The organism is Streptomyces sp. Tek67B01, assembly GCF_055231995.1.
On record NZ_JBUYUY010000001.1, the window covers coordinates 3,615,720 to 3,628,313 of the forward strand.

Genomic DNA, 12,594 nt, shown 5'->3' on the forward strand with positions numbered 1-12,594 from the left:
GTGGTCTCCTCAGCCTCAGTACGAGAAGGCCATCGGCCGGTCGGAATTCTTGTCGTCCCCACCGATCCTGGTGGGCGGGTTGAGGTCGTCCTCAGTGAGCTCGGGAGGTCCGGCCTTCACGTACTTCACGAGCAGCCGCACCTCGATCACTGCGAGCACGGCGTACAGAGCGGTGAAGACGAGCATCGAAGTGATCACCTCGCCCTGCGTGACGCTCGGGGAAACCGCGTCACGAGTGCGCAGCACGCCGTAGACGACCCACGGCTGGCGGCCCATCTCGGTGAAGATCCAGCCCCACGAGTTGGCGATCAGCGGGAAACCGAGCGTCCCGATGGCCGTCAGCCAGTACAGACGGGTGAGACGCGGGTTCAGGGCCCTGCGGAACAGGACCAGGTGCGGCCGCTCGTCATCGCCGGTGCGCAGGGCCGCCGGCAGCATGAACTTGCGCCGGGTCAGCCACAGCCCCAGGGCGCCGATGCCGAAGGACGCCATGCCGAAGCCGATCATCCATCGGAAGCCCCAGTAGGCGACGGGGATCGCGGGCCTGTAGTCACCGGGGCCGAACTTCTCCTGCTCGGACTTGTTGACGTCGTTGATGCCGGGCACGAAGGAGCCGAAATCGCTGTCGGCGAGGAAGGACAGCAGACCGGGCAGCTCCACGGCGACCTTGTTGTGGCCCTTGTCGACGTCACCGACGGCGAAGACCGAGAAGGGCGCGCTCTTCTGCCCGTCCCAGAGCGCCTCGGCCGCGGCCATCTTCATCGGCTGTTGCTTGAACATGACCTTGGCGAGCGTGTCCCCGCTGATCGCCGTCAGCAGGCCGCCGATGACCACCGCGATCAGGCCGAGCCGCAGCGAGGTCCGCATCACGGGGATGTGATTCTTGCGCAGCAGGTGGTAGGAGGCGATGCCGACCATGAACGCGCCGCCGGTCAACGCGGCCGCGGTGAGGGTGTGAAAGACCTGGGCGACGGCCGTGTTCTGGGTGAGGACCTGGAGGAAGTCGGTCAGCTCGGCGCGCCCGGTCTCCTTGTTCATCCGGTATCCGACCGGGTGCTGCATCCAGGAATTCGCGGCGAGGATGAAGTACGCGGAGAGGATGGTGCCGATCGAGACCATCCATATGCAGGCGAGGTGGATCTTCTTGGGGAGCTTGTCCCAGCCGAAGATCCACAACCCGATGAAGGTGGACTCGAAGAAGAAGGCGATCAACGCCTCGAAGGCCAGCGGAGCCCCGAAGACGTCACCGACGAATCGCGAGTAGTCGGACCAGTTCATGCCGAACTGGAATTCCTGGACGATGCCGGTGACGACACCCATCGCGATGTTGATCAGGAACAGCTTGCCCCAGAACTTGGTGGCCTTGAGGTACTTCTCCTTCTCGGTGCGCACCCAGGCGGTCTGCAAGATCGCGACGAGCGCGGCGAGCGAGATCGTCAAGGGGACGAAGAGGAAGTGGTAGACGGTGGTGATACCGAACTGCCATCGCGCCAGGGTTTCCGGCGCCAGAGCCAGGTCCACGGTCATCTCCTTCGGGTCGCCGTGGGTCGTCAGAGCCTCACTCCGCCTGTCACATCCCACGTGACGCGGGACAAAACAGCCGAGCTTGTGAACGCGTTCACATTCACAAGCATTATGGCGCACATCATTTTCGATCTTTCGAGCGGGGGGTACCCCTAGCCAAGAGATTCAACAGATTGTTGAATGCGGCTCATGAAGATTCGAATCTCCTGGCCCGCGGGCCAGCTCACCGCAACCCTGGAAGAGACCCCGACCAGCAAGGCCCTGGCTGCCGCACTCCCGATCTCCGCCTCCGCGAACACCTGGGGCGAAGAGGTCTACTTCGACACGGGCGTCTCCGTCGCGCTGGAGCACGACGCCCGGCAGGTCGTCGAGCCGGGCACGGTCGCGTTCTGGACGGAAGGCGACGCGCTCGCGCTTCCCTACGGCCCGACGCCCATCTCGCGCGCCGGCGAGAGCCGCCTCGCGAGCCCGTGCAATGTGCTCGGCTCGTTCGACGGCGACCCCCGCCTGCTGGACACCGTCCGCGACGGCGACCCGGTCCGCGTAGAACTCGCGTAACCGACGCGTAGAACTCGCGTACCCGATCCGCGTCGAGCTCGCGTAATCAGGTGCCGCCCTCTGCGGTTTGGCTACAGCTCCTTGAAGAACGCCCCCGCCGTCTGCAGGAAGATGTCATTCGCCTCGGACTCACCGATCGTGACCCGCAGGCCTTCGCCCGGGAACGGCCGGACCACCACACCGGCCTTCTCGCACGCCGCCGCGAACTCGGCGGTCCGCTCCCCCAGCCGCATCCAGACGAAGTTCGCCTGAGTGTCCGGGACCACGGTCCAGCCCTGCGCGAGAAGCGTGTCGTACACCCGCTTGCGCTCACAGACCAGCGAGCCCACCCGCCCGAGCAGCTCGTCCTCGGCCTGGAGCGAGGCGACCGCCGCGTCCTGGGCGAGCTGGCTGACGCCGAAGGGCACCGCCGTCTTGCGCAGCGCGGCGGCCACCGGCTCGTGCGCCACCGCGAAGCCGACCCTCAGACCGGCCAGGCCGTACGCCTTGGAGAACGTACGGAGGACGCACACGTTCGGGCGGCCGCGGTAGAGCTCGATGCCGTCCGGGACGTCCGTGTCGCGCACGAACTCCCGGTACGCCTCGTCCAGGACCACCAGCACGTCCGACGGCACCCGGTCCAGGAACCGCTCCAGCTCGGCACGGCGCACCGCGGTACCGGTGGGGTTGTTGGGGTTGCAGACGAAAATCAGCCGGGTCCGCTCGGTGATCGCCTCCGCCATCGCGTCCAGATCGTGCACGTCCCCGTCGGTGAGCGGGACCTGCACCGACGTCGCGCCGGAGATCTGCGTGATGATCGGGTACGCCTCGAAGGAGCGCCAGGCGTAGATGACCTCGTCGCCCGGGCCCGCGGTCGACTGGATCAGCGACTGGGCCACGCCCACCGAGCCGGTGCCCGTGGCGATGTGCTCGACCGGGACCCCGAAGCGCTCGGCGAGCTCGTTCACCAGGCCCGTACAGCCCATGTCGGGGTAGCGATTGAAGTGGCCGGCCGCCGCGATCGCGGTCTCCAAGACCCCCGCCAGCGGCGGGTACGGGTTCTCGTTGGAGGACAGCTTGAACGCCACGCGCCCATCCGCCGCCGCGGGCTTGCCGGGCTTGTACGTGGGGACGCCGTCCAGCTCGGGGCGCAGCTTCGGGCTCTTCTCGCTCACCGCAGGTCCTCCTCGACCGTCCCGTCGACGTCGCCGTCGACTCAATACTGCTCACCTTATGAGGATTACGCCGATCAGAGAATGGCGGGCGCCAGGATCACCGGGGGAGCGCACGCATATATGCGCGCGCTGGTGGCCTGCGCCGTGGCGCGCGTCCCTCGTGCAGGTGAGTTGAGAACCGCCCCGAACCGCACCGTTTTGGCGGGCCCGTCGCCGCCGACTCGCGGCTCACTGCCGTTCGGCGGCAAATCACCTTCTGTTCCAAGGTCATTGGGGGTGGCGAACCATGCAGAATCGTGCCTGTCAACGAGTGCATATGCAGCCGGGCCAACCACCCCATCGAGCCCTACTATCGGCTCGCCATGACAGCAGCAGGGAAGCATCAGGTGAGCCGGACCGAGACCACCCGGCGGGTCGGCGGCCGACAGGGCCGGGCCGGCATCAGGGACGTGGCCGCCGCGGCGGGCGTCTCCATCACGACAGTCTCCGACGCGCTCAATGGCAAGGGACGGCTGCCCGACGCCACCCGCCGCCACGTTCGCGAAGTCGCCGACCGGCTGGGCTACCGACCGTCCGCCGCCGCACGCACCCTCCGTACCGGCAAGTCCGGCCTCATCGGCCTGACCGTGACGACGTACGGGGATGAACCTTTCACCTTCACTGAATTCGCCTACTTCGCGGAGATGGCGCGGGCCGCCACGTCCGCCGCGCTCGCCCGCGGCTACGCCCTGGTCATCCTCCCCGCCACCTCCCGCCACGACGTGTGGTCCAACGTCGCCCTCGACGGCACCGTCGTCATCGACCCCTCCGACCACGACCCCGTCGTCAGTGAGCTCGTCCGCCAAGGCCTGCCGGTGGTTTCCGACGGCCGTCCGGCCGGTTCCCTCCCCGTCACCGCCTGGGTCGACAACGACCACGAGGCGGCCGTCCTCAACCTCCTCGACCATCTCGCCGCCGCAGGAGCCCGCAGGATCGGACTCCTCACCGGCACCACGACCGACACGTACACCCGCCTCTCGACCACCGCCTACCTCAGCTGGTGTGAGCGCGTCGGGCAGGACCCCGTCTACGAGTCCTACCCCGCCCACGACCCGTGTGCGGGCGCCGTCGCCGCGGATCGGCTGCTCGCGCGCCCCGACCGGCCCGACGCCGTCTACGGGCTCTTCGACCCGAACGGCACCGATCTGCTCGCCGCCGCCCGGCGCTACGGCCTGCGCGTCCCCGAGGACCTGCTGCTCGTCTGCTGCAGCGAATCGACCGTCTACGCCGCCACCGAACCGCCCATCACCACGCTCTCCCTCAAGCCGCGCCGCATCGGCACGGCCGTGGTCCAGCTCCTGATCGACGCCATCGAAGGGGTCGACACCGACCGGCCCGTCGAGCAGGTGGTCCCGACCGAACTCATCATCCGTACGTCCTCCCAGCGCAGGCAGCCCCGTACGACCGTCAGTCCGCCGCGCTCACCCGCACAGGACTGATCACCGGCGCACGATGGGGACTTGGTGCCACTCTGGCGGGGCTGACGGCCCCGCCAGAGATGTCAACAATCACCGAAATCGGGATAAAGGGGTGGAAAGGAACGGCTCCGGCCAGGATTCACCACCCCTGGTGCGTCACAGAGCGCGAGCTGCATTCCTATGATGGGCGCACGACATCACGGACCCTCCGCCACGGAGGCCAGAGGGTCCGCAGGTGTACGGCAGTGCGACGGTGGTGGAGGGGTCGATGACTCAGGGGGCCGGTCAGGGACCCGCGATGCGGACGGACACGCTGCGGGACTTCCGGGTTCCCGTCACCGAACCCGCGCCGTACACCACGTCCGTCGGCGTGCCCGGCGAAGCTCCCGTCTACGGCGAGTACCCGGCGTACTACGAGGAAGGCACTCCCGTGCCCCCGCCGCCCGCCTACGCACCCGAGGCCGCACCGCCTCCCGCGACCGGGCCGGAGGTGACGCCCGCGACCGCGGCCCCGCAGGACGAGGAAGCCGAAGACGGCTACACGCCCACGCAACGCGACCTGCCCGTCATCGGCCGCGGAGCGTCCGAGGGTCCGGGTGACACCGTCCAGGTCCACTACGTGCCCCAGGACCCGGCACCCACCGGTCCCGGCCCCCTGTACGTCGTGGGAGACGTCCATGGATACCTCGACGAGCTCGTCACGGAACTCCAGGCGCAGGACCTGATCGATGCCGACTGCCGCTGGTCCGCCGGCAATGCCCGGCTCTGGTTCCTCGGCGACTTCACCGACCGGGGCCCCGATGGCATCGGCGTCATCGACCTCGTCATGCGGCTGTCCGCCGAGGCAGCCGCGGCCGGCGGCTACTGCAAGGCCCTGATGGGCAACCACGAGCTGTTGCTCATCGGCGCCAAGAGGTTCGGCGACACCCCGGTCGTGTCCGGAGCCGGAACCGCGACCTTCCAGGCCGCCTGGCTGCTCAACGGCGGTCAGCGCACCGACATGGAACGCCTTCAGGACGTGCACCTCCAGTGGATGTCGCGGCTCGACGCCGCCACTCTGGAGGACGGACACCTGCTGCTGCACTCGGACACCACCGCGTACCTCGACTACGGCGACTCCATCGAGGACGTCAACGACACCATCCACGAGCTGCTCACCCGCAACGACGCCGACATCACCTGGGACCTGTTCCGCAAGTTCACCAAGCGGTTCGCCTTCCGGGACGAGGAAACGGGCCCGCAGGCCGTACGAGAACTCCTCGGGACCTACGGCGGCGGCCGCGTCGTGCACGGCCACAGCCCCATCCCCTACCTGCTCGGCGAGGTGGGCACCGAGGACGGCGACAACTCCCACGGACCGGAGAGGGTGGACGGCCCGCACGTGTACGCGGACGGTCTGGCCATCGCGATGGACGGCGGCGTCACCATGGCCGGCAAGCTACTGGTCGTCCAACTCCCTTTGCGCGACTGAGCGTTCCCCGAGCGGGGTATTTCCGGAAAGCCCCTGTCACCTCGTGGCATGGGCGCTCTACCATCGCTCTATCCGTAGCAGGCTCTCCTCCGTTTGTGCCGGCGCCCGAATCTACGCGGGCATACCGGCTTGTACGGAGCATCGGGGGATGCACATGACCAGCGCTCCGCACCTGCTCACCGAAGACCGACCGGAGTTCGATCGGCTCCTCGACGAGGCGCTGCGCACGGCGAAAGAACGGCCGGAACTCGCTTCCATAGGCGAACGGCTGAACGCCGAACAATTGCGCACCATGGCCATGAGTGCCATCGCCTTGCTGACGGCCGCGGCCGCGGCCGAGTACCACCACTACGTCAAAATCCGCGCGGAACTGCGCGTCGAACATCTATCGGCCCCGGGCACGGCGGGCGAGGGCGACGGGGACGGACAGAGCGGCGGCGTGGGCGTGAGCGCCGTGGTCGCGGTGCTGGCGCCGGTCCTGGCCGGTACCGCCATGCTGATCTTCCTGTTGGTCGGCTACAGCCTCAAGATGATCGATCCCGAGCCTGCCTTCGCCCGGACGATGCTGACGGCGGGCTGGCTCTTCGGCGGGCTCACCGTGGCCGCACTGCTCTTCGCGGTGATCGGGTTGCTCGTGACCGCCGTCCGCAACAGCTCCACCGAGGTCGCGGCCGAGGAGGCGGTGGCCGTACCCGACGAGCTCTCGCGGGCCCGAGAAGCGTGGCGCAATGCCCTGCTGGAACGCGGCATCATGCCGTTCCTCCGGGACGCACTGGCCGATCCGAGCGCCGGTCCCGGGTATCCCACCCCTCGAACACCGCACGCGGGACGCATCCCCAACCTGGGATACACCCGGCCGGACTTCACCAGCCCCGGTGCCACCTCCCAGAGCCCACTTCCCGACTACGCCCCACCGGACTTCACCAGTCCCGACTTCGGCGGCCCAGAGCCCGATCGGGAGTGATGTTTCACGTGAAACACCCGCGTGGAACGGACCCGCGACTCCCCCCATGGGTCGCGGGTCCGTTCCGTTCGGGTACTGCCCTCAGTCGGCGAGAGGGAGGTAGACCCGGTTGCCCGAGGCTGCGAACTCCGCCGACTTCTCCGCCATGCCGGCCTCGATCTCCTCGGCCTTGAGGTCTCCACCGTGTTCGCGACGGATGTCCTGGGAGATCTTCATCGAGCAGAACTTCGGACCACACATGGAGCAGAAGTGCGCGGTCTTGGCCGGCTCGGCAGGCAAGGTCTCGTCGTGGAACTCACGGGCGGTGTCCGGGTCGAGGGCCAGGTTGAACTGGTCCTCCCACCGGAACTCGAACCGGGCGTCCGACAGGGCGTCGTCCCACTCCTGGGCTCCGGGATGGCCCTTCGCCAGGTCCGCGGCGTGCGCTGCGATCTTGTAGGTGATGACACCGGTCTTCACGTCGTCCCGGTTGGGCAGGCCCAGGTGCTCCTTGGGCGTGACGTAGCAGAGCATCGCGGTGCCCCACCAGGCGATCATCGCGGCGCCGATGCCCGAGGTGATGTGGTCGTACGCGGGCGCGACGTCGGTGGTCAGCGGGCCGAGGGTGTAGAACGGCGCCTCCTCGCAGATCTCCTGCTGGAGGTCGATGTTCTCCTTGATCTTGTGCATCGGGACGTGGCCCGGTCCCTCGATCATCGTCTGGACGTTGTGCCGCTTGGCAATCGTGTTCAGCTCGCCCAACGTCTTCAACTCCGCGAACTGCGCGGCGTCGTTGGCGTCCGCGATGGAACCGGGACGCAGGCCGTCACCCAACGAGTAGGTGACGTCGTACGTCGCGAGGATCTCGCAGAGCTCCTCGAAGTTCGTGTAGAGGAAGTTCTCCTTGTGGTGCGCGAGGCACCACGCGGCCATGATCGAACCACCGCGCGAGACGATGCCGGTCTTGCGCCGGGCGGTCAGCGGCACGTACGGCAGCAACACTCCGGCGTGCACCGTCATGTAGTCGACGCCCTGTTCGGCCTGCTCGATGACCGTGTCCTTGTAGATCTCCCAGGTCAGCTCTTCGGCGCGACCGTCGACCTTTTCGAGCGCCTGGTAGAGCGGCACGGTGCCGATCGGGACCGGGGAGTTGCGCAGCACCCACTCACGCGTCGTGTGGATGTTGCGGCCGGTGGAGAGGTCCATGACCGTGTCGGCGCCCCACTTGGTCGCCCAGGTCATCTTGTCGACCTCCTCCTCGATGGAGGAGGTGACCGCGGAGTTGCCGATGTTGGCGTTGACCTTCACCAGGAACCGCTTGCCGATGATCATCGGCTCGATCTCCGGGTGGTTGACGTTGGCCGGCAGCACGGCGCGACCTGCGGCGATCTCTTCGCGGACGACCTCGGGAGAGACGTTCTCTCGGATCGCCACGTACTCCATCTCCGGGGTGATCTCGCCCCGGCGGGCGTACGCGAGCTGGGTGACCGCCGTGCCGCCACGGCCGCGACGGGGCTGGCGCGGGCGGCCCGGGAAGACCGCGTCCAGGTTCTTGAGGCCACCGCGCGGCGAGGTGTGCTTGATGCCGTCGTCCTCGGGGCGCACGGGACGGCCCGAGTACTCCTCGGTGTCTCCCCGCCCGATGATCCAGTTCTCCCGGAGCGGGGGAAGGCCCCGGCGGACGTCGGTCTCGATCTGCGGGTCGGTGTACGGACCGGAGGTGTCGTAGAGCGTCACGTCCTTGCCGTTGGTGAGGTGGACCTGGCGGACCGGCACCCGGATGTCGGGGCGGGACCCCGCCACGTATCCCTTGTGCCAGCCGGGCTGGCGCCCGGTCTGGCCGTCGGCGTCCTCGCCGACGGCAGGCGTGCGTGCATCCTGAATGGTCATGAGACCTATCTCCCTACGCCGGCATTACCCGGTAACAGGTTCGGCGGTCGACGCAGCCTCCTCCCGTACCCGCCCTTTCGGCGTGCGTACGGTGATCAGCGCCCTCTCAGCCCGGTGCTCCGAGCTCCCGCGTTGTGCAAAGTAGCCCCCACGCTAGCGTCATCTGTGGCGTGCTGAACAGTGGGCCCCCTCATCTCTTGCGATGATCGGTCGGTGACGTCCTCGCCGCAGCTTCCCACCCAGCCCTCCGAGCCCCCTGGTCACAATGACCACGCGCACGCGCCCCACGAAGATCACCACGGGTCCGCGAACGGTCACGCCGGGTCCGCGCACGCGCATTCCCACAGCCATGGCCACGGTCCGGCGGCGCCGGTCTCCCTGCACCTGCGCAAGGTCATCGCCGCCGTGCTGATCCCTTTCGCGACCGCCGTCTTCGTCGGGATGGTGGTGCTTTGGCCGGGCGGAGCTCCCGCGCACGAGCGGACCGGCGTCGGTTTCGACCGGCAGACGCAACAGGGCAAGGTCGTCGCGTTGGCGAGGGTGGACTGCAAGTCCGTGAACGCCTCCCAGGTCCCACCGACCGGCGACACCTCGACCCCCTCGGGGCGCGAGGCCACGGCGGAACAGACCGGTGCCTGCAAGAAGGCGACCGTCGAGGTCGGCACCGGCCCGGACAAGGGACGCACCTTCGTGGAGGTCGTCCAGCCTGGGGCTCCCCGACAGTTGGCGAACGGCCAAGAGGTGGTGGTGGCGTACGCGCCGGATGCTCCACGCGACCTCCAGTACTCGGTCATCGACCTGAACCGGAAGTTCCCGTTGGCCCTGCTGGCGGGCATCTTCGCCATCGCGGTCGTCGTGGTCGGTCGGATGCGCGGCCTGTTCGCCCTTGTGGCACTGGTCGTCAGCTTCGGCGTGCTGACCCTGTTCATCCTTCCGGCGATTCTCCAAGGCTCCAACCCGCTGGTCGTGGCGGTGGTCGGGGCCAGCGCCATCATGTTGATCGCGCTCTACATGTGTCACGGCCTGACCGCACGTACCTCGGTCGCCGTGCTCGGCACGCTGGTGTCGCTGTTGCTGATCGGGTTGTTGGGCTCGCTGTTCATCGGGTGGGCCTTCCTCAGCGGCAATACCGACGACAACACGGGGCTGATCCACGGCCTGTACCCGGACATCGACCTGAGCGGTTTGCTGCTGGCAGGAGTGATCATCGGATCGCTCGGTGTGCTTGATGACGTGACGGTCACCCAGACTTCCGCCGTCTGGGAGCTCCACCAAGCCGATCCCACGATGGGGTCACGGGCCTTGTACCGGGCCGCCATCAGGATCGGACGCGACCACATCGCCTCGGTGGTCAACACCCTGGTGCTCGCCTACGCGGGTGCGGCGCTTCCCCTGCTGCTGCTCTTCTCCATCGCCAACAGCAGCATGGGTTCGGTGGCCAACAGCGAGTTGGTGGCCGAGGAGATCATCAGAACGCTGGTGGGCTCCATCGGGCTCGTGGCCTCCGTACCGGTGACCACCGCCCTGGCCGCGCTGGTGGTGTCCGCCGACCGCCCCGGGGACCCTCACACCACCCCGGCCGCAGGGCCCGCGCGCGGTGGCCGAGGGCGTCGACGCAAGCGCTGATCCGTCGGAACCGATCATTCCGAGGGGGCAGGCCGTTTGACTGAGGGAACTTCCGTCAGCCGGCGTTCTGCTCGTTCTGCTCGTTTTGCCGGGCTTCGGCGAGGATTCTGTCGAGTGCCTCGTCGAGCGTCCCCTCGAAGTCCCCGAGGTTGCGCTCCTGACCGAGCGGAACGAGCCGGTCGGTGCGGTCGAGAAAAGCGACCAGCGGCGCCGCTCCCGCGCGGAACAGCGCCCGCTCGCCGCCCACCTGCAGACGGATGTGGACGTCCGACAGCTCGTCGGGGTGGGACGGGGCGATGTGCACATCGCCGTCGCCGCAGGGCTTGTTGATGCCATCGAGGAGCAGTTCGCGGCCGAACGCCCAGGTCACGGGCGCGTCTCCGGGCAGGTGGAAGGTCAGTCGCACCGCGTAGGGGTCGTGAGCGTCGTACCGGAGTTCCACCGGGATTCGGAAGGAGAGCTCCTCGGAGACGAGAAAGCTCATCATGACCTCTGCCTGTACCGACTCGCGCATTGACTACCCCGATGTTGTGGAAGTGGCCAGGAATGGTCCCCCCATGGGCCCTCTTGACAAGAGTGGTGGAAGCGCTAGCAGATCACAAGGAGTGAGATTTCAGATACTGATAGAGAACGAGAGGGTGCTCAACAGCGCGCCTACTTCACTACGTAGTCGCTCAACTGCATAGCGCAATCGGTCTTCTTGGTGCAAAGGGAACGAAATCGCCATGGTTGCGACGGTATCTCCCGCCGTAATGGGGATGGCGGCGCACACCGTGCCCAGTACATATTCCTGACGCTCCGTAACCACGTCCATGCGCTGCATGGAGGCGAGACGTTGCTCCAGAGCACGCTCGTTCCGCACTGTGTAAGGGGTTACCGCGCCAACCGGATGCCGGTCGTAGTGGTCCTTCCGCGCCTTCTCGTCGAGTTGCCCGAGCAGGCACTGCCCGATCGCGTGCGCGTGACCGGTCTCGCGGAAATCGGCCCACTCCTCACATGCGGGAGCGGCCGGAGTATCGGATACGCCCACCACCTCGATTTCACCCTCGCGGTAGACGGCGAAGTAGACGGGGGCACCGACCACGTCGCGAAAGTGCGCGAGAGAGTCGACGATCATGCTGCGACGTTTCTGCTGGAGCCCACCGCGGGCCAGACGCCAAGCCGCGTCGCCGAGGACGAAGACCCCGCCTTGGCGGCGCAGGTAGCCCTCGTGGGTCAGGGTCCGCAGCAAGTGGTAGGCGGTGGGCAGCGGGAGGCCGGCTTCCCGCGCCAGTTGTTTCGCCGGGGCCCCCTCGCTGTGGGAACCGACCGCTTCGAGCAGTCTCAGCGCCCGCTGCACGGAAGCGATCAGCGTCGGCACACCGGCGTTGTGGACTGCGGACAAGGCTCACCCCCAGGCGTGACGGCGAGCTCAGGAGCGGCCCGCCCTGCGGGGGCCACCCCCGCGTATGCCGTGCCTGGGGGTCGCGCTCGACAAGCTGATGAAGATAACCGCAGGTCAGAACGGTGATACCGCTATGGGTACCCAGGGACGGCCCAGATTGGCACTCTATCGGCCGGTTCTGACGACGTGGGAGGTTTCGTACCTCACGTTCCCTCGCCTGGGTTAATGCGGGTACCGCCTTCGGCGTGTCCTACCACTCACCGGCGGAGGACTTCGATCCACCTCGAGTGAACTTCTTCACCACGAAGATCAGTCCGCCCACCAGGGCCACGAAGAGCAGCAGCTTGAAGACGAAGGCGATCAGCGTCCCGAGGATGCTGGTGATGACACCCCCGAAGACGAACAGTGCGAGCAGCGGAACGGCGACCCACTTGACCCACCAGGGCATGCCCTCGAACATCGCTCGGATCCCGTCCATGTCCACAACCTCTTCCTCGTCCGTGACTTCCTGCTTCGATGCTAGGAGGCCGCGTTCTCGTCCGGGGGCCCGCGAGCCCTCGGAACCCCCTGATCCGACCCTTAGGGGG

11 protein-coding genes are annotated in these 12,594 nt (G+C 67.5%); 5 read left to right on the top strand and 6 right to left on the bottom strand.

Annotation, left to right across the window (positions count from 1 at the left end; translation table 11 throughout):
- Positions 1-15: 15 nt before the first annotated feature.
- Positions 16-1,521, bottom strand: a complete 1,506-nt coding sequence (locus ACV7NM_RS16260; RefSeq protein ID WP_463410944.1) for a cytochrome ubiquinol oxidase subunit I — start codon at positions 1,519-1,521, stop codon at positions 16-18.
- 192 nt (positions 1,522-1,713) lie between these two features.
- Here ACV7NM_RS16260 and ACV7NM_RS16265 point away from each other — a divergent pair, with 192 nt between their 5' ends.
- Positions 1,714-2,082 (top strand): cyclophilin-like fold protein, encoded by a 369-nt coding sequence (locus ACV7NM_RS16265; protein ID WP_463410945.1) that lies wholly within the window; start codon positions 1,714-1,716, stop codon positions 2,080-2,082.
- A gap of 71 nt (positions 2,083-2,153) precedes the next feature.
- Here the strand turns inward: ACV7NM_RS16265 and hisC are convergent, their stop codons facing one another.
- Positions 2,154-3,236, bottom strand: coding sequence for a histidinol-phosphate transaminase (gene hisC / locus ACV7NM_RS16270; protein ID WP_463410946.1), 1,083 nt, complete (start codon positions 3,234-3,236; stop codon positions 2,154-2,156).
- 362 nt (positions 3,237-3,598) lie between these two features.
- Between hisC and ACV7NM_RS16275 the strand changes: the two genes are divergently transcribed.
- The 3 genes from ACV7NM_RS16275 to ACV7NM_RS16285 all read left to right on the top strand — a co-directional run bounded on the left by ACV7NM_RS16275 (position 3,599) and on the right by ACV7NM_RS16285 (position 7,128).
- Positions 3,599-4,714, top strand: a complete 1,116-nt coding sequence (locus ACV7NM_RS16275) for a LacI family DNA-binding transcriptional regulator (RefSeq protein WP_463410947.1) — start codon at positions 3,599-3,601, stop codon at positions 4,712-4,714.
- 247 nt (positions 4,715-4,961) lie between these two features.
- Entirely contained in the window at positions 4,962-6,164 is a 1,203-nt protein-coding gene (locus ACV7NM_RS16280; RefSeq protein ID WP_463410948.1) for a metallophosphoesterase, read from the top strand.
- Between the two features lie 148 nt (positions 6,165-6,312).
- Entirely contained in the window at positions 6,313-7,128 is an 816-nt protein-coding gene (locus ACV7NM_RS16285; RefSeq protein WP_463410949.1) for a hypothetical protein, read from the top strand.
- An 81-nt stretch (positions 7,129-7,209) separates the two neighbouring features.
- Here the strand turns inward: ACV7NM_RS16285 and thiC are convergent, their stop codons facing one another.
- The gene (gene thiC, locus ACV7NM_RS16290; protein WP_463410950.1) at positions 7,210-8,997 is read right to left on the bottom strand and encodes a phosphomethylpyrimidine synthase ThiC; all 1,788 of its coding nucleotides are present in this window, start codon (positions 8,995-8,997) and stop codon (positions 7,210-7,212) included.
- A 213-nt stretch (positions 8,998-9,210) separates the two neighbouring features.
- On the opposite strand from thiC, the gene ACV7NM_RS16295 reads away from it, so the two are divergent.
- Positions 9,211-10,623, top strand: a complete 1,413-nt coding sequence (locus tag ACV7NM_RS16295; RefSeq protein ID WP_463410951.1) for a YibE/F family protein — start codon at positions 9,211-9,213, stop codon at positions 10,621-10,623.
- Positions 10,624-10,678: 55 nt separating this feature from the next.
- Here the strand turns inward: ACV7NM_RS16295 and ACV7NM_RS16300 are convergent, their stop codons facing one another.
- The 3 genes from ACV7NM_RS16300 to ACV7NM_RS16310 all read right to left on the bottom strand — a co-directional run bounded on the left by ACV7NM_RS16300 (position 10,679) and on the right by ACV7NM_RS16310 (position 12,485).
- Positions 10,679-11,137: an SsgA family sporulation/cell division regulator gene (locus tag ACV7NM_RS16300; RefSeq protein WP_463410952.1), complete on the bottom strand. Its 459-nt coding sequence runs from the start codon at positions 11,135-11,137 to the stop codon at positions 10,679-10,681.
- Positions 11,138-11,236: 99 nt separating this feature from the next.
- Positions 11,237-11,974: an IclR family transcriptional regulator gene (locus ACV7NM_RS16305; protein ID WP_463413959.1), complete on the bottom strand. Its 738-nt coding sequence runs from the start codon at positions 11,972-11,974 to the stop codon at positions 11,237-11,239.
- A 283-nt stretch (positions 11,975-12,257) separates the two neighbouring features.
- Entirely contained in the window at positions 12,258-12,485 is a 228-nt protein-coding gene (locus tag ACV7NM_RS16310) for a DUF5326 family protein (RefSeq protein ID WP_206308614.1), read from the bottom strand.
- Positions 12,486-12,594: the final 109 nt, after the last annotated feature.

Bases quoted from the DNA above. Each gene is read 5' to 3' on its own strand.
- ACV7NM_RS16265 (WP_463410945.1), top strand. From the start codon at position 1,714: ATGAAGATTCGAATCTCCTGGCCCGCGGGCCAGCTCACCGCAACCCTG.
- ACV7NM_RS16275 (WP_463410947.1), top strand. From the start codon at position 3,599: ATGACAGCAGCAGGGAAGCATCAGGTGAGCCGGACCGAGACCACCCGG.
- ACV7NM_RS16280 (WP_463410948.1), top strand. From the start codon at position 4,962: ATGACTCAGGGGGCCGGTCAGGGACCCGCGATGCGGACGGACACGCTG.
- ACV7NM_RS16285 (WP_463410949.1), top strand. From the start codon at position 6,313: ATGCACATGACCAGCGCTCCGCACCTGCTCACCGAAGACCGACCGGAG.
- thiC (WP_463410950.1), bottom strand. From the start codon at position 8,997: ATGACCATTCAGGATGCACGCACGCCTGCCGTCGGCGAGGACGCCGAC.
- ACV7NM_RS16300 (WP_463410952.1), bottom strand. From the start codon at position 11,137: ATGCGCGAGTCGGTACAGGCAGAGGTCATGATGAGCTTTCTCGTCTCC.
- ACV7NM_RS16310 (WP_206308614.1), bottom strand. From the start codon at position 12,485: ATGGACGGGATCCGAGCGATGTTCGAGGGCATGCCCTGGTGGGTCAAG.